Origin of the sequence: Streptomyces sp. NPDC059443 (genome assembly GCF_042750105.1) — a bacterium.
GTDB lineage: Bacteria > Actinomycetota > Actinomycetes > Streptomycetales > Streptomycetaceae > Streptomyces.
Genome location: NZ_JBHYVM010000017.1, coordinates 54,793 through 72,903, shown reverse-complemented (window position 1 = coordinate 72,903; position 18,111 = coordinate 54,793). Strand labels below are relative to the sequence as shown.

The window sequence follows — 18,111 nt, the reverse complement described above, 5'->3', positions numbered from 1 at the left end:
GCCTTCTGATGTGCGGGGGTGGGGGGAATCACGAGTGGTGGTGGGGGCTCACCACTCGGCGAAGGAGCCGTCGTCGTGGCGCCACACGGGGTTGCGCCAGGCGTGCCCCTTCTTGTCGGCGGCGCGGACGGCCGCCTCGTCGACCTCGACTCCGAGGCCCGGCCGCTCCGTGCGGACGAGCGAGCCCGCGTCGAAGCGGAAGGGCTCGGGGTCGGTGACGTAGTCGAGGAGCTCGGCGCCCTGGTTGTAGTGGATGCCGATGGACTGTTCCTGGATGAGGAAGTTGGGGGTGGTGAAGGCGACTTGGAGGCTGGCCGCCAGGGCGACGGGCCCGAGCGGGCAGTGAGGGGCGATCTGGGCCCCGTAGACCTCGGCGAGGGAGGCGATGCGGCGCAGTTCCGAGATGCCGCCGGCGTGCGAGATGTCGGGCTGCAGGATCGCCACGCCGGCTTCGAGCGGGGCGAGGAACTCCCGGCGGGTGAAGAGACGTTCACCTAGGGCGATGGGGATGTTGGAGGCGTTCACCAGGTCGGGTACGGCGTGCATGTGGTCGGAGAGGACGGGCTCCTCGACGAACATCGGGTCGTACGGGGCCAGGAGGGGGAGGATCCGGCGGGCGTTGGCGGGGGAGACCCGGCCGTGGAAGTCGAGGCCGAAGTCGAGGTCGTCGCCGAGGACTTCACGGGCGGTCTCGGCGCGCTGGACGCAGTCGCGCACCTCGGAGCGGGTCGCGAGCGGGCTCATGCGGCCGCAGCCGTTCATCTTGACGGCCGTGAAGCCCGCTTCGGTCTGCCGCGTCAGCGCGTCCTTGATCTCGTGCGGCTCGTCGCCGCCGACCCAGGCGTAGGCGCGGATCCGGTCGCGGACCGGGCCGCCGAGGAGCTGGTGCACGGGCTTCCCGTACGCCTTGCCCTTGATGTCCCACAGCGCCTGGTCGAGCCCTGCGACCGCCGAGGACAGGACGGGGCCGCCGCGGTAGAAGCCGCCCTTGGTCATGACCTGCCAGTGGTCCTCGATCCGCATCGGGTCCTGGCCGATCAGGTACTCGGACAGCACCTCCACGGCCGCGCGCACCGGCTCGGCGCGCCCCTCGACCACGGGCTCGCCCCAGCCGACCACTCCCTCGTCGGTTTCGACGCGCACGAACATCCAGCGCGGCGGGGCCATGAACGTCTCGATACGGGTGATCTTCACGGCGGACGGTGTCCTCTCCTGGTCGGGGTGGCAGGACCGGGATGCGGGGTACTACGGGTACTACTGGTACTACGGGTACTACGGGTACTACGGGTACTGCGGGCACTACGGGTCTACGGGTACTGCGGGATCGGGCTACGGGTGGTCGCGCTGGGCCACGTCGAGCAGGTCGAGCACCGCCATGTACGCCCCGTCCGCGTCCCCGGCGCGGACCTGGTCGACCACGGCCCGGTGGATCGCGTGCGGGTGCTCGAAGTCCCCCTTGTGCACCGCGCGGTCGCGTTCCACGAGCGCCGGGATGATCACCCGGTACATCTGGGTGAAGAACAGGTTGTGCGAGGCGGTCAGCAGCGCCAGGTGGAACGAGGCGTCCGCCCGTACGTGCAGCACCGGATCGCGGTCGCTCGCCGCCATCGCGGTCAGCGCGGCGTCCAGCGCGGCCAGGTCCTGCCCTGTCGCCCGTACGGCGGCCAGCGCGGCCGCGGCCGGTTCGATCGCGCGGCGCAGCTCCAGCAGGTCCGAGAAGAAGCAGTCGGGCGGGCCGGCCGCGAGCTTCCAGCGCAGGACGTCCGAGTCGAGCAGGTTCCAGTCGGCGCGCGGCCGCACGAAGGTGCCGCGCTTCTGGCGGGCGTCGAGCAGACCCTTGGCCATGAGCACCTTGATGGCCTCGCGGAGCACGGTCTGGCTGACGTCGAGCTCCTCCATGAGGCGGGGGAGGTCGAGCGTGGATCCCTCGTCGTAGACCCCGTCGAAGATCCTGCGGGCCACTTCCTCCACGGCGGCCTTGTGGATCCCCCGGCCTCCGTAGGCGGCTTCGCTGCTGCTCATTCCGGTTTCCCCTCTCCTGTCGGGGCTTTCGTCCCTACTTGCTCCCCCGGCATGGCAAAGACTTGCACAAGTAATCGTTAATTAGCAATTATTGCGTCGCGGAACCGGAGCACTTGATTCCGGTGTTCCTCGCCATGTCCCCCGTCCCCCGGAGACACCGATGTCCCTCAGCCACGACCCGGCCGCCGTGACCGCGCGGCCGGGCGGTCACGGCCGGTCCGGCCGGTCCGGCCTGCCGAAGCGCAGGATCGGCAAGTACCGCTTCGCGATCCTCGCCGTGCTCTTCGTCAGCACCGCCATCAATTACCTGGACCGCAGCGTCCTGTCGATCGTGGCGCCGGACGTGTCCCGGGACCTCGGCATCTCGCCCGAGATGATGGGCTGGCTCTTCTCCGGCTTCGCCTGGACCTACGCCCTCGCCCAGATCCCCGGCGGCCGCCTCGTCGACAGGTTCGGCCCCCGCGTCGTCTACGCCTGCGCGCTGATCGGCTGGTCCGTGATGACCGCCCTCGGCTCCCTGTCCAAAGGCTTCGGCTTCCTCTTCGCCAGCCGCATGGGCCTCGGGCTCTTCGAGGCCCCCGCCTTCCCGTGCAACGGGCGCGTGGCCGCCTCCTGGTTCCCGCGCGCCGAGCGCGGCCGGGCCGTCGCCGTCTATACCTCCGGGCAGTTCATAGGCCTGGGCGTCGCCTTCCCGCTGATCGCCTGGATGGCCGCCGCCCTCGGCTGGCGCCACGTGTTCTGGATCCTCGGCGGCATGGGCATCGCCTGGGCGCTGGTCTGGATGAAGGTCATCCGCGACCGCCCCGAGCAGCACCCGGCGGTCGGCGAGAACGAACTCGTCCACATCACCGAGGACGAGACCTCCGCCGACACCTCCTCCCGGGCCCGGGAGAAGGGCGCCTTCCGCCGCGACCTGGCCTTCCTGCTGCGCCGGCGCCGCATCTGGGGTGTCTTCCTCGGCCAGTTCGCGATCGCCTCGACCCTCTACTTCTTCCTGACCTGGTTCCCGACGTACCTCACCAACGAGCGCGGACTCAGCCTCGACAAGGGCGGCCTGACCGGCGCCCTGCCCTTCGTCGCCGCCCTCGTGGGCGTGCTGTGCGGCGGCAGCTGGTCCGACTGGATGGTCAAGCGGGGCATGTCGGCGTCCTTCGCCCGCAAGACCCCGATCGTCACCGGCCTGGCCCTGGCCGGCGTCATCGTGGCCGCCAACTACGTCACCTCGAACGCCGCGATGATCGCCATCATGTGCGTGGCCTTCTTCGCCAACGGCCTCGCGTCGTTCTCCTGGGTCCTGGTCACCGAGATCGCACCGCAGCGCATGCTGGGCGTGGCCGGCGGGGTCTTCAACGTCTTCGGCAACCTCGCCGGCATCGTCGTCCCGATCGTCATCGGCTACATGATCGGCGCCGCCGGCGGCTCCTTCGCCCTCCCGCTGATGCTCATCGGCTGCATCACGATCGGCGGCGCCCTGTCCTTCCTCTTCCTCGTGGACAAGGTCGAACGCATCGAGGCTTAGCTATACGGCGGTGGCTATGGCGGTGGCTAAGGCGGTAGCTACCGCCGCCCGGCCGTCGCCCGCTGCTCCCGGGCCGCCTCCTCGGGGTGGCGGGCACGCCAGTACGGGTTGTCGTGCGGCAGGGCGCTGCCCACCCGCCCGTACATCCCGAACCACATGAGCATCACGCCGACCACGAAGCTGAACAGCACGTTCTGGATGTGGAAGGCCAGGAAGTTCATCCCCGTGTCGAGCAGCGCCAGATTCACGAACCCGCTCGCGATGAACAGCAGCCCCAGCGCGATGTTGAGCGTCGAGGCGAAGCTCCCGCCCACCACCATCCCGGCGAAGAGCAGAGCCCCGATGCAGATCGACAGGACGCTCAGCGCGCCGTTGGTGTTCAGGGCGAGCACCGTGGCGCCGCCGGTGCTGAAGAACCCGATCTGGTGTATCAGCCCCAGGATCCCGAAGGCGACCAGCAGCAGGCCGGTCAGGCCCGCGCCGACCCGGTACACCTTGTTGAGCTTGTGATCGGCGGGCAGGTGTTCGTCGAGGCGGGCGTTGACGGGATGCATGAGGCGTTCGAGGCGGTGCGCCAGCGCGTGGGGGTCCTGCGGCACGCTCGACGGATAGGGCTCGTGGGCGACGTACGGCGCGTAGTGCTCATGGGGTTCCGTGCACCCGTACGCCGCGTGGGCCACGTAGGGCTCAGGGGTTGTGTACGGCTCATGAGACGCGGGGGGCGCGTGGGGCGCACGAGGCTTGTGGAAAGTGTGGGCAGCCATAGCGCCCTCCTCTGGTCCGTTCCCGGCACCTCCCAGCATCCATCGACGCCCACCCGGGGACAAGCCGGAACCGCGCGGACCGGCCCGGCCGTGGCCGCGCTCAGGCCTGGCCGCGCTCCGCCCGGATCCCGCTCACCACCCGGTTCACGGCGCCCCGTACGTCCGCCATCTCCAGCAGGAACGCCCAGTAGTCCGGATGCCGGCCCTCCAGCCCCGCCACCGCCCGGTCCACCCGCGCCACCGACTCGTCCAGCGGCCGCGCATGCCGCGGATCGGGCACGCTGCGGCCCGCCATCGCCAGCCGCTGCGCGTCGCGGATCGCGAACCGGGTCCGGTCCACCTCCGCCTGCGGATCCCGTGCCACGGCTTCCAGCCGCGTCAGCCGGTCCTGCGCCGCCGACACCGCCTCGTCGGTCGAGTCCAGCGCCCCGCGCACGGCCTCCACCAGCGCCGTCACGTCGGCCCAGCGCTGCTCGTCCCGGGCCCGGGCGGCCTCCTTCAGCCGGTCCTCCGCCTGCGCGACATCCCGTACCGCCTGGTCGGGTACGTGCTGGAGGTCCTGCCAGCAGGCCGCGCTGAACCGCCGGCGCAACTCGCTGAGTACCGGATCCACCCGGTCCGCCCGATTGCGCAGCGCCTGCGCCCGGGTCCGCAGACTCACCAGCCGACGGTCGATCTCCGCGGCCCGCTCCGGGAGCCGCGCCGCCTCGGCCCGTATGGCCTCGGCGTCGCGCAGGATCCGGTCGGCCCGCTGCACGGTCTCCTGCACACCGTGCTGCGCGGCGCCCTGGTTCAGCTTGGTCAGCTCCGGACCCAGCGCGGCGAGCCGGGCCGCCAGGTCATCGGCGCGGATCCCCTTGCCGCGTACGTCGTCCAGCGCGGTGCTCGCCGCCAGCAGCGCGGCCCTGGCCCGCTCCCGGGCGGGCGCCACCCGGGCCAGCTGCGTCTCCGCCTTGTCCAGCAGCGGCTGCAGACCCTGCGCGAAGCGGTCGAGCTCGCCCTTGACCCGTACGAGCTCCTCGCGCGCCCGCGTCAGCTCCTGCGTGGCCCGCGTCGCCGCGGACGCCTCCAGCTCGGCCCGGTCCAGATCATGGGCGTCGACGGCCTCGATGTAGACCTGGCTGACCTGGTCGATCCGCTGCCCGAGCGCGACGAACCCCTCGCCCGCGCGCCGCGCTTCGGGCGAGCCGTCGGCCGCCGCGATGGTCTCGATGGAGATCCGCAGATCCCGCTGCGCGGTGTCCAGCTCGTAGAACGCGGCCGCGGCGGCGTCCTTCGCCGCCTGGGCGTCCGCCCGCCGACTCTCGTCCCGCCCGCCGCCGAACCACCGCCGGGGTGCCGTCGTCACAGTCGCTTCTCCCGTACCCCGTCCGCAATGCCCCTGCCCCGGCCCATTCTCCCTCACGGGAACGGGTTTGCGTGGGGGGTAGGCCCTCCATGTAGGCTGTCCACTCATCCACGGGTGCGTAGCTCAGGGGTAGAGCGCTGCTCTTACAAAGCAGATGTCGGCGGTTCGAAACCGTCCGCGCCCACCAGGGAAGAGAGACCCCCTGCCGATCACGGCAGGGGGTCTTTTGCATCCAGATCCAACATCAACAGGAACGGCCGGGGCGCCACCTGAGTAGCTGGTCCATGTGCCCGCCCGATCGCCTCGCGCGCGTCATGCAACCGGATGACCCGCAGCCCGGCATCCTTGGCCGTGGGCTCGATCGGACAAGAGGGCGTCTGTTGCATGCGCCGCACACGGCGCCGGCATGAGGGGAGCCGATCTGCATGGTGGGGCAGCCCCTCACCACCCCAAGGGCCACCCCACGCCACCAGTCCGGGCCGGTGCGGGCACCCGGTTGAGGCCGAGCCCGGCAGCCAGTATGTGTTCGGCCAGGGGTGGTGGCACGGCGTTACCGATCTGGTGAGTGATGCCCTTGCCAGCCCATGGATAGTCAACAGGAAATCCCTGAAGGCAGCCTGCCTCCGCGATGGTTAGCCGTGGCAAGTCGATGCCGTCGACAGTCATGACCCGTTGGCGCTGGATCTTGCCCGTGACTGTGCAGGCCGGCTGGTCGGAGGTACGTTGACCGCGAGCCGCTGGATCTCCACCGGATCCGTAGCTGGAGACCAACACGAATGGTCTGTCACGGTTCAAGACGTCACCCATGCTTACCCATTGAGGCAGTGCGAGGTCGCCCGCTGCGCCGGAAGCATCCTTGCGATACCGCCGATGCGTCGGTTTCGGAAGTACTGGCGATCCATGACGGCGCGCGATCAGCACGGCGCGGCGGCGTGTCTGTGGGACACCGAACTCTTCCGCGTTCAATAGGCCGTGCACGACCGAGTACCCCTCGGCGAGCAGCACTTTGCCCACCACCTCCCAGGCCGGCAAGGCCGCTGGCACCTGCTCCAGTACCACTGATTCGTAGGAGCGGCCGGCATCCACTGCAGCTAGGGCCCACCGCAAGGGCTCCAGCACCAGGCACGTCCGAGGGTCTTCCAGCTTGGCCAAACAAGCAGAGACATCCTCCCGATCCGCCATGCGTCGCGCAAAGCGTTCAACGTCCTCTAGCGCGCGCCGGCCCGCTCCTTGGCCAGCGACCGAGAAGCTCTGGCACGGCGGTCCGCCCACCAGGACGTTGGCACGGGGGAAGTCGGCCGGGGAGAAGTCGCGGACGTCCCCCTCCACTGTTGCCAACCCCGCGGCCCGACGGGTCTCGCAGGCGTCCTTGTCCCACTCGATGCCAACTGCCGGAACGCCCAAGCTTCGCGCGGCTAGACCTAGACCACCTGCTCCGGCGAACAGGTCTATGAGCCCATACTCATCCATAATCCCCCCACTCCCGAACAGGTCATGCGCGCTACTGAGACAGTAGTCGATGGGAATGATGGCAAGTATGATCCATAGATGACTACAGAGAAATTGGGAAAGATTCTCAGCTCCGTGGCGAAGAGGATGCGCGCCGACTTCGAGCAGTCGCAGAACTTCAATCATAACGGCGAGGCCGGAACGTCACGCGAGGTGCTAATCCAGCAGTTTCTTTCCGGCTACCTCCCACCGCACGTCGAAGCGGTACATAACGTTGAGGTCATTGCGGCAAATGGTGAAGTTTCACCACAGGCCGACATCGTCCTGATCGATCGCGGCACGCCCCCGTTTACCAGTCTTCAAGGGTTTCGAATCATCCCGAACGAATGCGTATACGGAATGATCGAAGTCAAAACGAAGCTAGACGCAGTCCAGCTCACAGACGCCTGCAACAAGATCAGCAGGTTGCGAAGGATGCCCAAAACTGCATATCGCCCAATCTCCGGGATGATCCCCCGCACCACGAGGGCCTATGGAAGAACGCACAACTACTTCCCCATATCGGGCATGATCGTTGCATTCAATAGCCTCAGCCTGGAAACCATCGGGAATCATCTAGTGAATTGGTGTCAGAGCCGCAACCCCAGCGAATGGCCTGACAGCGTGTGGGTGGCTGGGAAGGGGCACCTCCAGTGGGGCGATCAACGCACTGGTGCACTGTTCAGGTCCCCAACGGTGGGAGCGTCACTCTTTCAGATCGACGCCGATCCCGACCAGGACATCCTTCTCCCGCTGGCGATCCACCTCAACATTCACTTCTCTGACGCCTGGATGGATCCGCTCGACCTCCTTCCATATTCCGGATCCACGCCGCTGGGGAATACTTCCAGAACATGGACGGTCTAGGCGAAAGGCGTCGAGTTCCCAGCTGCTCTATCTTCACGACAGAGCAGCTGGGTAAGCCCGCTTTAATGGTGAGAGTTGAGGGCGGCATCTCCGACGAATCGGCCGTCATCCGTTCGGTAGACGACCCCAACGTCGTACCGGTCAAGCAGGGAATAGATGTCAGGAGTGGGGGCGGCCGGCAACAGGATGGCCCGCTTGGGCTCACCGTTGTGCTCAGGCATCTCAACGTAGCGGCTGTAGTCCAAGACCTGCCCAAGAGCCATCCGCACGTCCTCGCGGGAGTTGGACCCCTTGGCCTCGTACAGCACATGAGCCGTAGCGTCGTACAGATCCACACGGAGCGTTGAAGTGAGGCCCTTCACCTTGATCTGATAGGCGCCAGTCCGGTGCCCTGCAGCGTCCAAGTGAGCCTTGTACGCCTGCGTCAGTTCTGCCTCACGACGGATGGCCACCGTGGCGGCGGTCGCAGCCCGGATGCTCAACCGAGTGCCGAAGGCTTCAGGTACGACGAAGGTGCCGCTGGTCTCCGCGTTGGGAGCAGGCTTTCGTGGGTTGCTCCCCTTGCGAACGCGCTGCTTCGGAAGTGGTAGGGAGCCACTCGTGGCCGGGTCCGACTGGAACATCGCCGCCGTGACCGCCTGGAACGGCACGAACTCGCCCTCGGTCTTCTCGGCAGCAGGGATCACATCCTGCTCGGCATGCTGCACGTCCCCATCCGCGCGCAGCCTGAAGACGATGACGTTGCGTTCCAGACCGTCCTCACCGTGAACCCTCCGCCACACGTAGGGCTCCATGCTGTCCAATGTGAACGACCCCAGGTACCGGTGTGTCTTCGTGTCGCTCCCGGGCACTTTGCCCACTCGCGTGAAGACTCGCAGCACCCGGGCCTCTTCCGCATGCTGAAGAACCGCCCGGTTCCCCGTGCCGAAGCGGCCTTCGAAGGTCTGGTTTCCGGACTTACCCGCACCGGTGTACTCGAAGACGGCCCCCAACTCGTCCTCTTCGGCCAACCATCCGTCGTAGTAGCCCACCTGCTCGCCCACGTCCGGGTCTGAGTAGAGGTTGACGCTATGTTTGCCCCCCGAGGGGCAGATCCCGCCCTGCGGACTCCCGCCGAAGACTTCACGAATCTGAGCCCGCGTACGGACGTCACCAGGCTTGATCACTTCAACGCTAGTGGTCATGGGTTGACCCTAAGTCACCGCAGTGACAACCCCACCAGCATGGCACCGAGAAGCCGACTCCACGCCTGGCCATCGACTTCAGTGGTCCGATGATGACGAGGAGCCACCCTGTTCGCGGACCATCCGTGGACTAGCCATCGGGGACCGGGCACGTCCAAGGCCGTGAGCGGCTCAGCCGAGGTGTGGGGCACAGACGGCCAAGGGGCGGCCACGTAGAGGCGTCGCGGCCTTGGGGCGGTGGGTGGCTGGTGGGGGCCGGGCGAGCTTGCACAGCGGATGTCGGCGGTTCGAAACCGTCCGCGCCCACCAGGGAAGCGAGGCCCCCCGCCGATCAAGGCGGGGGGTCTTCTGCATCCCCGGCGCGGAGCCGTGCGGGCGCGGCATAGTTGAGGCATGTGCCGATCGATTAAGACGTTGCGACCGCCCGTGATTCCGGAGAAGGCGACCGAGGAGGAGATCCGGGCCGCCGCGCTCCAGTACGTGCGCAAGGTGTCCGGGTTCAGGGAGCCCGCCGCACACAACCAGGAGGTCTTCGCCGCCGCCGTGGACGCGATCGCGGAGGCGACGCGGGACCTGCTGGACGGAATACACGTCCGGGGAGCGGCGAAGGTCGCGGCGACGGTCGAGGTCTAAGCGGCTGCCGGGACGGCGTCTTCCTCCAAGGGGACCACGGCCACCGGGCAGGCCGTGTGGAGCAGGACCGCGTTGGTGACCGAACCCAGGTGCGGGGAGAGCGGGCGCTTGCGGTGGCGGCCGATGACGATCAGGTCCGCGGCCTGTGAGGCGGCGACCAGGTGGCCGGCCGCGTCGCCGGGCGCGGTGACCTGCTCGACCCGCACCTCCGGGAAGCGTTCGGCGTGCGGGCGCAGGTGCGCCGAGGCCAGGGCGCCGACCTCGTGGGCGCCGGCCGTCTCCGCGTGCGCGGCCGCGCCGAGGGCGCCGGCGGTGGTGAAGGTCCGGCCGGGCCAGGCGTGCGCGACGACGACCTGGAGGCGGGCACCGCGTCGGGCGGCCTCGCGGAAGGCGAAGTAGGTGGTGCTGTCGTCGGGGGCCGCGCTGTTCAGGCCGAGCACGACCTGTCCGTACGGGTCGCGCACGGGCGGATCGGCCCGCGGTACCACCACCACGGGGCAAGCGGCACGGCTCGCGCAGGCGAGGCCGTTCGAGCCGAGGAGGAGGCTGGCGAAGCCGCCGCGGCCGCGGGATCCGAGCACCATCAGCTGGGCGTCCGCGCCGAGGCCGGGCAGTACGCGGTCGGGGGCGCCGGGGTGGGAGGCGTACTCGATCGGGGGAAGCCCGGCGCGGCCGTCCAGGGCTTCGCGGACCCGGATGAGTACGGGGTCGTCGTCGGGTCCCGGCTCCTCGAACCCGCCCGACAGCGCCGATCCGATCGAGTTCATGTAGAGGCGGGCGTGCACGATCCGCAGCGACGCCCGGACCATCAGGGCCTGGGTCACGGCCCATTCCAGGGCCCGGTTGCCGTTCGCGGAACCGTCTACGGCGGCGATCACGGGGCGCGGGCTCTGGTCCATGGCGGGCTCCTTGAGGGGCAGCGGTGCGTGGACCCAGCCTTGCGGGGGACGGACTCCGGGCGGGAGTGGGGAAAGTCCTGAACGGGACGGGACCATCGGCCAGGCCGGACGCCGGACGCCGGACGCCGGACGCCGGACGCCGGACGCCGCACTCCCCACCCGCACTCGGGCTAGCCGACGTGGCCCGTGCGGCGGCGCAGGAACCACACGCCGGCGCCGAGCGCGCTCGCCACGAGCGCTCCGCCGATGGCGATCTGACCCGGGCTCATCGAATCGGCACTGCCGCCGAGCCCGCCGCGGGCGGCGCCCGGGGTGATGTTCAGGGAGACGGTGACGCGCTCGCCGCCGGGGCCGCCGCATTCGAAGGTGACGGGATGGGAGCCGGCGCTGACGTTGCGGAAGGTGGTGGCCGCGCCGAAGAGGTTGGTGGCCTCCGCGTTGCCCGGGGTCAGCCATACGTCGCCGAAGGCGCGGGAGGAGGCCTTGCCGGTCTTCGTGCCGCAGCCGGTGATGTTGAGGTTGACCCGGCCGCCCGGGGCGACGTTGGTCGGGGAGACGCTGCCGGAGGGGCCGGCGTGGGCGAGGGTCGCGGGGGCGGCGGCCGAGATGACGAGGGTCGCGGCGGCGACGGCCAGCAGGCGGGGGAGCGGGCGGTGCGGGCGGGGGCTGCGGGGGGTGGCGGGCATGGAGAGGACTCCTCGGGCTCCGGGAACAGCGCGGCGCGGCGCGGATTCGGGGTGCGCACCGTGCCTTGGACGCTAGGAGCCCGGCGCGGCCGCGGCGATCGCTGCCGGGTGAACGGGTGAGCCACTGCTCCGCCCGGGGGAGACCGAGGCCGTCTCTTTCGGATCTTGTCGGCCTTGTCCGCGTCGTCCGGTGCCGTGCCTCGGTGCGCTGCCGGGGCTCCCGCGTACTGGACGTACCCGGGTGCCCTGGCAGTGCGGCGAGGTGCGGTGCCGGGCGGCGTGGACCCCGGCAAGATCCGAAAGAGACGGCCTAAGCCGTCAGGCGGCCGGGGCCGGGGCGTGGGTCCGGGTGGTGGGGCGGCGGACGACGAAGGCGGCCAGGGCGCCGGCGGCGAAGAGGGCGATCAGGGAGACCGCGGTGCCGAGCCAGGTGGCGCCGAGCCACTGGGTGCCGAAGTAGCCCAGGGCCACGCTGTACCCGGCCCAGGCGATGGCGGCCAGGACCGACCAGGGCAGGAACTCCCTGACCTTGCGCTGGGTCTTCCCCGCGCCGAGGGAGACCACCGAGCGGCCGGCCGGGGCGAAGCGGGCGACCACCACCAGCGCGCCGCCGCCGCGTGCGAGGGCGGTGCCGAGGCGTTCCTGGGCACGGGTGAGCCGACGGGACCGGGCGATGGCCCGGTCGAGACGGGCCCCGCCGCGCCGGGCCAGCCGGTACGCGGCCATGTCGCCCAGCACCGAGGCGGTGACGGCCGTCACCAGCAGCGCCAGGATGTCCGGCACCCGGGCGTGTACGGGCACGGGACCCGTCGCCCCGGCGGCGGCCGCCGCGGCCGCTGCCGAGGTGATCACCAGCACCCCGCTCGGCAGCACCGGCAGGAACACGTCGAGCAGGATGGACAGCGCCACGAGGGCGTAGATCCATGGGCTCGAAGTCAGCGAGCCCAGAGTCTCAAGCAAAACGGGACTCCCCAGTCCGATTGACGTGCTTCGGCGTGAAGCGCCGCTACGTCGCGGGGGAGCGGCAGGGGCGGCTGACAGCGAAACAGCGTACGCCGGACGTCCACGGACCGGACGCCCGGGGGGTGAACCTACCCCGTCGCAGGGCCGGGCCGTAGCCGTCGGATCCTGCCCGACCAACAAGATCCGAAAGAGACGGCCTAGACCGTGTCCGGCGGCGTGAGGTCCCGGTCCAGGACCGTCACCAGACGGGGTCCCTTGCGGGCTTGGTCCAGCCGGAGCCGCGCGGAGCGGCCCGACAGCGCGAGCGTCATGAGCTGATTGCCGAACCACGGGCCGCCCGTACGCCGCCAGCTCAGCGGAGGCCGGCCCGTCCGACCGTGTCGGGAGAAGCCCCGGCCCAGCCACCGGCCCACCCGGGACCAGCCCAGCCGGAAGCCCCACTTCACCGCGGTGTGGATGGAGTTGTGCACCGGCGAGCACGTCAGCTGGAACACCCGCGCCGTGCTGGGTATTCGGGGCTCGGCCACATACGCGTGATGCACGTCGCCCGAGAGCACGCACACCGTCGCGGGAGCCCGCGGCCCCGTGCCCACTTCCTCCACCAGGTCGCTGAGCGCCGCGAACGAGCCCGGGAACGCCGCCCAGTGCTCCAGATCGCTGCGCCTGCGCAGGTCCTCCCCGATCCTGGCCCACCGGGGGCCCCGCTCCCCGCGGCACATCGCGGCGTTCCACACCTCCGCGTCGTGGACGAGCGGCGGCATCAGCCAGGGCAGCGACGACCCGATGAGGAGGTGGTCGTATCCGCCGTGTCCGGCCAGGGCGTTGTCGCGCAGCCACTGCTGCTCCGCCGGGTCGAGCATGGCCCGGCCGTTCTCGTCGAGCACCCGGGCGGCCCGGGTGTCGACCATCAGCAGCCGGGACCGGCCGAAGTCGCGGCGGTAGCTCCAGCGGACCGTGGAGGGGTCGGCTTCCGCCGAGGCGGCGAAGGCCCGTAGCGCGTCGGTGCCGTCGGGGGTGCCGCGGACCGCCGCGTAAAGGGTGTCGGCGGCCAGCTCGGCGGGGGAGAGGTTCCCGAGGTGCTGGTACACCCAGTACGACATCAGCCCGCTGAGCAGCCGCTCCTGCCACCACGGGGTGGCGCGCATCTCCGCCAGCCACGCGGCGCTGGTGTTCCAGTCGTCGATGACGTCGTGGTCGTCGAAAATGTGCAGGCTGGGGACGGTGGAGAGCAGCCAGCGGATCTCCGGGTCGAGCCAGGACTCGTAGTAGAGCCGGGTGTACTCCTCGAAGTCCGCGACCTGGGCGCCGGGCGCCTCGCGGAGGTCCCGGCGGGCCGCGAGCCACTGGCGGGTGGGCCGGGACAGCTGGTCCGCGTACACCTGGTCGCCGAGGAGGAGCAGGACATCGGGCCGCTCCGACCGCGGATCCGCGGCCAGCTGCGCGGCGAGGGTGTCGAGCGCGTCGGGGCCGTGCGGTCCGCGCCGGCCGGCGGGCGGGGCGGCCTGGCGGCAGGAGCCGAAGGTGATGCGGAGGGCGGATCCTCCGGAGGCGGCGGAGCCCGGTCTGTTGGTGGCGGGCGTGGTGATGGTGCTCGGAGGGAACGGGCTGTCGGGGAGCGGCCAGACGTGGACCCCGTCGAGCAGGACCTCGTACGCCGTGGTGGAGCCGGGCGTCAGGCCGGCGACGGGGACCAGGGCGTAGTGATGGCCGGCGACCTGGAAGGTACGGACGCTGCCGCCGGAGCCGTCGGCGCAGCGCACCTCGGCGGTGCAGGGGCGGTCCGCCTCGATCCATATCGTGGCGGAGTCGCCCGTGTCCCAGTCGACGTGGCGCAGCAGCGGTCCCAGACGCATTGCGGCCATGCAACTCCCCCTCCTCCGGATACCCGTTGACCAGTTCCGCGGTCGTTCTCTTCGTCCCTGTGGTCACGGTACGACGGGGAGGGGGCGGTCCACCTCCCCCTGGTGGGGGAAAGATCCTTGGCCAGGGGTTGAGGTGGGGTGGAGGTGGGTGGTGCGTGCGAACCGCTGGCGCCTGGCGGTGGTCCAGGAGCTGGCGCCGGAGCGCCGCCGGGCCTCGGCCGTGAGGGGCCACCCGCACACTGCGGGCGGCCCCTCACGACACCTCGGTCTTGTGGTGGCGTCAGCTGAGGCCGACCTTCGCCAGTGCGGTGGTCCAGTCGGTGGCTATGGCATTCTGCGCCGGGGCGAGCTGAATCGTTCCTGCGCAGACTGCCTTGTAGAGCTTGTACTCGACGGTGTCCTTGTCGACCGCGGTGGAGCCGCCCGCCTCGTAACGGGGCTCGGGCCACAGGTTGAGGGGGCTCTTCGGGTTGCCGCCGAGCGAGAGCGGTATGAGGTGGTCCTCTTCGTAGTCGGCGGTCGAGGTGTCGCTGAAGCCGTACTCGGCGATCTGCTGGACCTTCAAGGCGTTGGTGTAACTCGTCGACGGGCGGATCGAGCTGCTGTAGCCGGACACGCAGATCGTCGAGTGGATCGTGGACTGGGTGACGGCGGAATTCAGCGCGCCGGGCTGACAGTTGGCGTCCGGCAGAGGAAGGTAGGCCTGGCTACAGCTCGCGGCGTGGGCGGTGCCGGTGCCGACGATGAGTCCGGCGGCGGCGAGGGCGAGGGTGGCGGTGCTGGCGACGAGGCGACTGCGGAGGCGCATGGGGGGCTCCTGTGAGGTCGGGTCGGCATCCGTAGAGACGGATGTGGACATGACAACACGCCACGATCTATGCGAGTAGATCCCGGAGGTTAAAAACAGATGGCCAGTCGAATGCTGACGCCCAACGGCGCGGCGGATGGGGCCAAGTGGGATGAGGTGCCGGGAAGTTGCCTGCGGATGTTGCGGATGCCGGAGGTGGTGCTCCAGCGGGGGAAGAGGGCGCGGCTGCATCCGGCGCGGGTGCCTTCGGCCTGCGGGGTGACTGCGGCGAGGTGGGAGCGGGCGGCCGCGGCGCTGATGGGGGTGGGCGGGGCGGCCGTGGCGGTGGGGGCGGGAACGCTGTGGGGCGTCGCCGTGGTGGGCGCGCTGCCCGGTCGGGCGTCTGGCCGGATGGTCGGCCGGACGGGGACGCTCGCAGACCGGTGTGTGCCCAAAGTCCCATTTCGGGAGGCGGGGGGCGTCGCGTACTCTGGAGGAGCAGAAGGGGAGTAGCTCTTCGCCGGAACGTCGACATACTGCTGGGTCACACCAGCCGGCGCCCGGAGGCAGACCGGGTACACGTGTGTGTCGGGTCGGCCAGCGAGACCTTCGGCCGCAGTGTCCTGCGCGTATGCACGCGTACGTACTTCAGGACGCCGCCGAGCCGAAGCGACCCCTGATTCACCTCTGGTCTCTCGGTACCGATGGCGTCCTGCCCGACCGATTGAGGATCCACCCAGTGTTCAGCTTCACCGTGATGGCGATTGCCTTCGGCGTCGTCTTCCTTGCCGAGCTCCCGGACAAGACGGCCCTGGCGGGCCTGATGCTCGGCACCCGTTACCGAGCCTCGTACGTCTTCGTCGGCGTCGCCGCGGCCTTCGCCGTGCACGTGGCCCTGGCCATCGCCGCCGGCAGCGTGCTCACCCTGCTTCCGCACCGGCTGGTGCAGGCCGTCGTGGGCGTGCTGTTCCTGGCGGGTGCGGCGATGCTGCTCCTGAAGAAGAGCGACGGGGAGGAAACGGTCAAGGCGCCGGCCGACCAGTCCTTCTGGAAGGTCTCGGGGGCCGGTTTCATGCTGATCCTGGTCGCCGAGTTCGGTGACCTGACGCAGATCGTGACCGCGAACCTCGCCGCCCGGTACGACAACCCCGTCTCGGTCGGCCTCGGAGCGGTGCTCGCGCTGTGGGCCGTGGCCGGGATCGGGATCCTGGGCGGCCGGACGCTGATGAAGTACGTGCCGCTGAACCTGATCACCAAGATCGCGGCCGGGGTCATGGCGGCGCTGGCGGTGTTCTCGCTGTACGAGGCGATCGCCGGGTAGCGGCGGGGCCACATCGCGGACGGCTGCCGGCGGGTCGGCAGCTGCCGCAGCCGTGGCCCTGCGGTCTGTCCGCCTGCCTGCCTGCCTGCCTGTCGGGCGTTGTCAGTGGTGTCTGGGAGGCTGCGGAGATGGACCTGACGTTGCAATTGACCATCGACTGCGCGGATCCCCAGGTGATGGTCGCTTTCTGGACCCAGGCGCTGGGGTACGAGCCGGAGCCGCCGCCGGACGGCCATGCCACCTGGCGGGAGTACTGGCAGGGCATGGGGGTGCCCGAGGAGGAGTTGCCGGAGGGGGCGGCGGAGAGCCCGGAGTCGATCGTCGATCCGGAGGGGCGGGGGCCGCGGGTGTGGTTCCAGCAGGTTCCGGAGCCGAAGACGGGCAAGAACCGGATGCACCTGGACCTGAAGGTCGGTGGCGGGCGCGACGTCCCGGTGGCGATCCGGGCCCGCCGGGTCGACGAGACGGTGGCGCGGCTCACCGAGGCGGGCGCGACCGTGCTGCGGATCATGGACGAGCGGGAGGGCTACTACGCCATCGTGATGCAGGATCCCGAGGGCAACGAGTTCTGCGTCGCGTGACGCGAGCCCGTCCGCGGGTCCGCACTCCGGGCGCCCCACGGCACGAGCGCGGTCCGTGGCTGAGCTCGTCTGAGGTCCGGGCGGTCTTCGGCTCAGGCGTTCCGTGACCGAGGCGGCCTGTGTCTCGGCCGGCCGACGGCCGAGCCGATCCGCGGCCAAGACGGCGCACGGCTCCGCCCCTGGGGGACGCGCGGGCCCGCGCTTCAGGCGGCCCGCGGTGGCGGTGGCGATGGCCCGCGGCTCCGACGGTCGATGTGTGCGGGGGCCGCGATTCAGACGGCCGTGGGCCCGTCGGGCCGTGCCTCAGGCGGCCCGAGACCCGGGCGCCCCGGTGTGTGACGGCCCGCGTGTGCGACGGCCGCGACTCAACCCGTGTCCGCGTCGGCCCGCGATTCGGACGGTTGTGGTTCAGGTGGCCCGCGTGTGCGCCGGCCCGCGGCTACGGCGGCTGCGGCTGGCGGCCCGCGGCTACGGCGGCTACGGCTGGCGGCCCGCGGTCGCGATGGCCTGTGGGTCCGACGGCCGTGGCTCGGGCGGTCCGCGGTGGTGATGGCCTGTGGCTCGGACGGCCGGTGTGTGCGATGGCTGCGGTTCAGGTGGCCCATAGGTGCGCCGGCCCGAGGCTCCTACGGCTGCGGCTGGCGGCCCACGGTCGCGATGGCCTGTGGTTCCGACGGCCGTGGCTCAGGCGGTCCGCGCTGGCGATGGCCCGTGGCTCGGACGGCAGGTGTGTGCGGCGGCCGAGATTCAGACGGCTTGTGGGTGCGTCGGGTCGTGGCTCAGAGGCCCCGCGGCTCCGACGGCCGTGGCCCTGGCGGCCCGTGGTTCCGACGACCGCGGCTCGGACGGCTGGTGTGTGCGGCGGCCGAGACTGAGACGGCTTGTGGGTGCGTCGGGTCGTGGCTCAGAGGCCTTGCGGCTCCGACGGCCGTGGCCCCGGGCGGTCCGCGAGTCGGGCGGTCCGTGGCTCGGGCTACCCCTGTGTGTGGCAGCCCTGGGGCCTGGGGGTGGGGTCGTGGGTGCGTCGGGTCGTGGCCCTGGCGCCCCGCGGCTCAGACGGTCGTGGCCCTGGCGGCCCGTGGTTCCGACGGTCGTGGCCCTGGCGGCCCGTGGTTCCGACGACCGCGGCTCGGACGGCTGGTGTGTGCGGCGGCCGAGACTGAGACGGCTTGTGGGTGCGTCGGGTC

The 18,111-nt window shown here is 70.5% G+C and carries 16 protein-coding genes, 1 tRNA gene and 1 pseudogene; 6 read left to right on the top strand and 12 right to left on the bottom strand.

Translation table 11 applies throughout. The features are described from left to right. Positions 1-48: 48 nt before the first annotated feature. A complete protein-coding gene (dgoD, locus tag ACFXDJ_RS18450) occupies positions 49-1,194 on the bottom strand; it encodes a galactonate dehydratase (protein ID WP_384661318.1) in 1,146 nt (381 codons plus the stop codon). 135 nt (positions 1,195-1,329) lie between these two features. Further along, positions 1,330-2,022, bottom strand: coding sequence for a FadR/GntR family transcriptional regulator (locus ACFXDJ_RS18445; protein ID WP_384849625.1), 693 nt, complete (start codon positions 2,020-2,022; stop codon positions 1,330-1,332). Between the two features lie 160 nt (positions 2,023-2,182). Between ACFXDJ_RS18445 and ACFXDJ_RS18440 the strand changes: the two genes are divergently transcribed. After that, positions 2,183-3,541: an MFS transporter gene (locus tag ACFXDJ_RS18440; RefSeq protein ID WP_384661312.1), complete on the top strand. Its 1,359-nt coding sequence runs from the start codon at positions 2,183-2,185 to the stop codon at positions 3,539-3,541. Between the two features lie 38 nt (positions 3,542-3,579). Here ACFXDJ_RS18440 and ACFXDJ_RS18435 read toward each other — a convergent pair whose 3' ends face one another. After that, positions 3,580-4,095 (bottom strand): DUF4383 domain-containing protein, encoded by a 516-nt coding sequence (locus ACFXDJ_RS18435; RefSeq protein WP_384849685.1) that lies wholly within the window; start codon positions 4,093-4,095, stop codon positions 3,580-3,582. A 310-nt stretch (positions 4,096-4,405) separates the two neighbouring features. Then, positions 4,406-5,710: a hypothetical protein gene (locus tag ACFXDJ_RS18430; RefSeq protein WP_384661309.1), complete on the bottom strand. Its 1,305-nt coding sequence runs from the start codon at positions 5,708-5,710 to the stop codon at positions 4,406-4,408. Between the two features lie 55 nt (positions 5,711-5,765). On the opposite strand from ACFXDJ_RS18430, the gene ACFXDJ_RS18425 reads away from it, so the two are divergent. Continuing rightward, positions 5,766-5,840, top strand: a tRNA-Val gene (locus tag ACFXDJ_RS18425). Between the two features lie 254 nt (positions 5,841-6,094). Here the strand turns inward: ACFXDJ_RS18425 and ACFXDJ_RS18420 are convergent. Beyond that, positions 6,095-6,805, bottom strand: coding sequence for a DNA cytosine methyltransferase (locus ACFXDJ_RS18420; RefSeq protein WP_384849682.1), 711 nt, complete (start codon positions 6,803-6,805; stop codon positions 6,095-6,097). Between the two features lie 84 nt (positions 6,806-6,889). Beyond that, positions 6,890-7,123 (bottom strand): annotated as a pseudogene (locus tag ACFXDJ_RS18415) (DNA cytosine methyltransferase); the annotation flags it as partial. 78 nt (positions 7,124-7,201) lie between these two features. Between ACFXDJ_RS18415 and ACFXDJ_RS18410 the strand changes: the two are divergent. Further along, entirely contained in the window at positions 7,202-8,008 is an 807-nt protein-coding gene (locus tag ACFXDJ_RS18410) for a DUF6602 domain-containing protein (RefSeq protein ID WP_384849622.1), read from the top strand. A gap of 62 nt (positions 8,009-8,070) precedes the next feature. Here the strand turns inward: ACFXDJ_RS18410 and ACFXDJ_RS18405 are convergent, their stop codons facing one another. Next, positions 8,071-9,192, bottom strand: coding sequence for a hypothetical protein (locus tag ACFXDJ_RS18405; protein ID WP_384849619.1), 1,122 nt, complete (start codon positions 9,190-9,192; stop codon positions 8,071-8,073). Positions 9,193-9,585: 393 nt separating this feature from the next. Between ACFXDJ_RS18405 and ACFXDJ_RS18400 the strand changes: the two genes are divergently transcribed. Then, positions 9,586-9,825 (top strand): DUF2277 domain-containing protein, encoded by a 240-nt coding sequence (locus ACFXDJ_RS18400; RefSeq protein WP_384663786.1) that lies wholly within the window; start codon positions 9,586-9,588, stop codon positions 9,823-9,825. On the opposite strand, the gene ACFXDJ_RS18395 is transcribed toward ACFXDJ_RS18400, so the two are convergent. From ACFXDJ_RS18395 to ACFXDJ_RS18375, 5 genes are all read right to left on the bottom strand, one after another. Further along, entirely contained in the window at positions 9,822-10,724 is a 903-nt protein-coding gene (locus ACFXDJ_RS18395; RefSeq protein WP_384849616.1) for a universal stress protein, read from the bottom strand. The two genes, ACFXDJ_RS18400 and ACFXDJ_RS18395, sit on opposite strands and share 4 nt — an antisense overlap. Before the next feature lie 170 nt (positions 10,725-10,894). Beyond that, positions 10,895-11,410: a hypothetical protein gene (locus ACFXDJ_RS18390; protein ID WP_384663783.1), complete on the bottom strand. Its 516-nt coding sequence runs from the start codon at positions 11,408-11,410 to the stop codon at positions 10,895-10,897. A gap of 318 nt (positions 11,411-11,728) precedes the next feature. Beyond that, positions 11,729-12,370, bottom strand: coding sequence for a DedA family protein (locus ACFXDJ_RS18385; protein ID WP_384849613.1), 642 nt, complete (start codon positions 12,368-12,370; stop codon positions 11,729-11,731). A 200-nt stretch (positions 12,371-12,570) separates the two neighbouring features. After that, positions 12,571-14,235: an alkaline phosphatase D family protein gene (locus tag ACFXDJ_RS18380; RefSeq protein ID WP_384849610.1), complete on the bottom strand. Its 1,665-nt coding sequence runs from the start codon at positions 14,233-14,235 to the stop codon at positions 12,571-12,573. 280 nt (positions 14,236-14,515) lie between these two features. Next, positions 14,516-15,043, bottom strand: a complete 528-nt coding sequence (locus ACFXDJ_RS18375; RefSeq protein ID WP_384849607.1) for a hypothetical protein — start codon at positions 15,041-15,043, stop codon at positions 14,516-14,518. Between the two features lie 718 nt (positions 15,044-15,761). Between ACFXDJ_RS18375 and ACFXDJ_RS18370 the strand changes: the two genes are divergently transcribed. Both ACFXDJ_RS18370 and ACFXDJ_RS18365 read left to right on the top strand, forming a co-directional pair. Further along, entirely contained in the window at positions 15,762-16,343 is a 582-nt protein-coding gene (locus tag ACFXDJ_RS18370) for a TMEM165/GDT1 family protein (protein WP_384660178.1), read from the top strand. Positions 16,344-16,471: 128 nt separating this feature from the next. Beyond that, entirely contained in the window at positions 16,472-16,924 is a 453-nt protein-coding gene (locus ACFXDJ_RS18365) for a VOC family protein (protein ID WP_384849604.1), read from the top strand. The last annotated feature ends 1,187 nt before the right edge of the window (positions 16,925-18,111 follow it).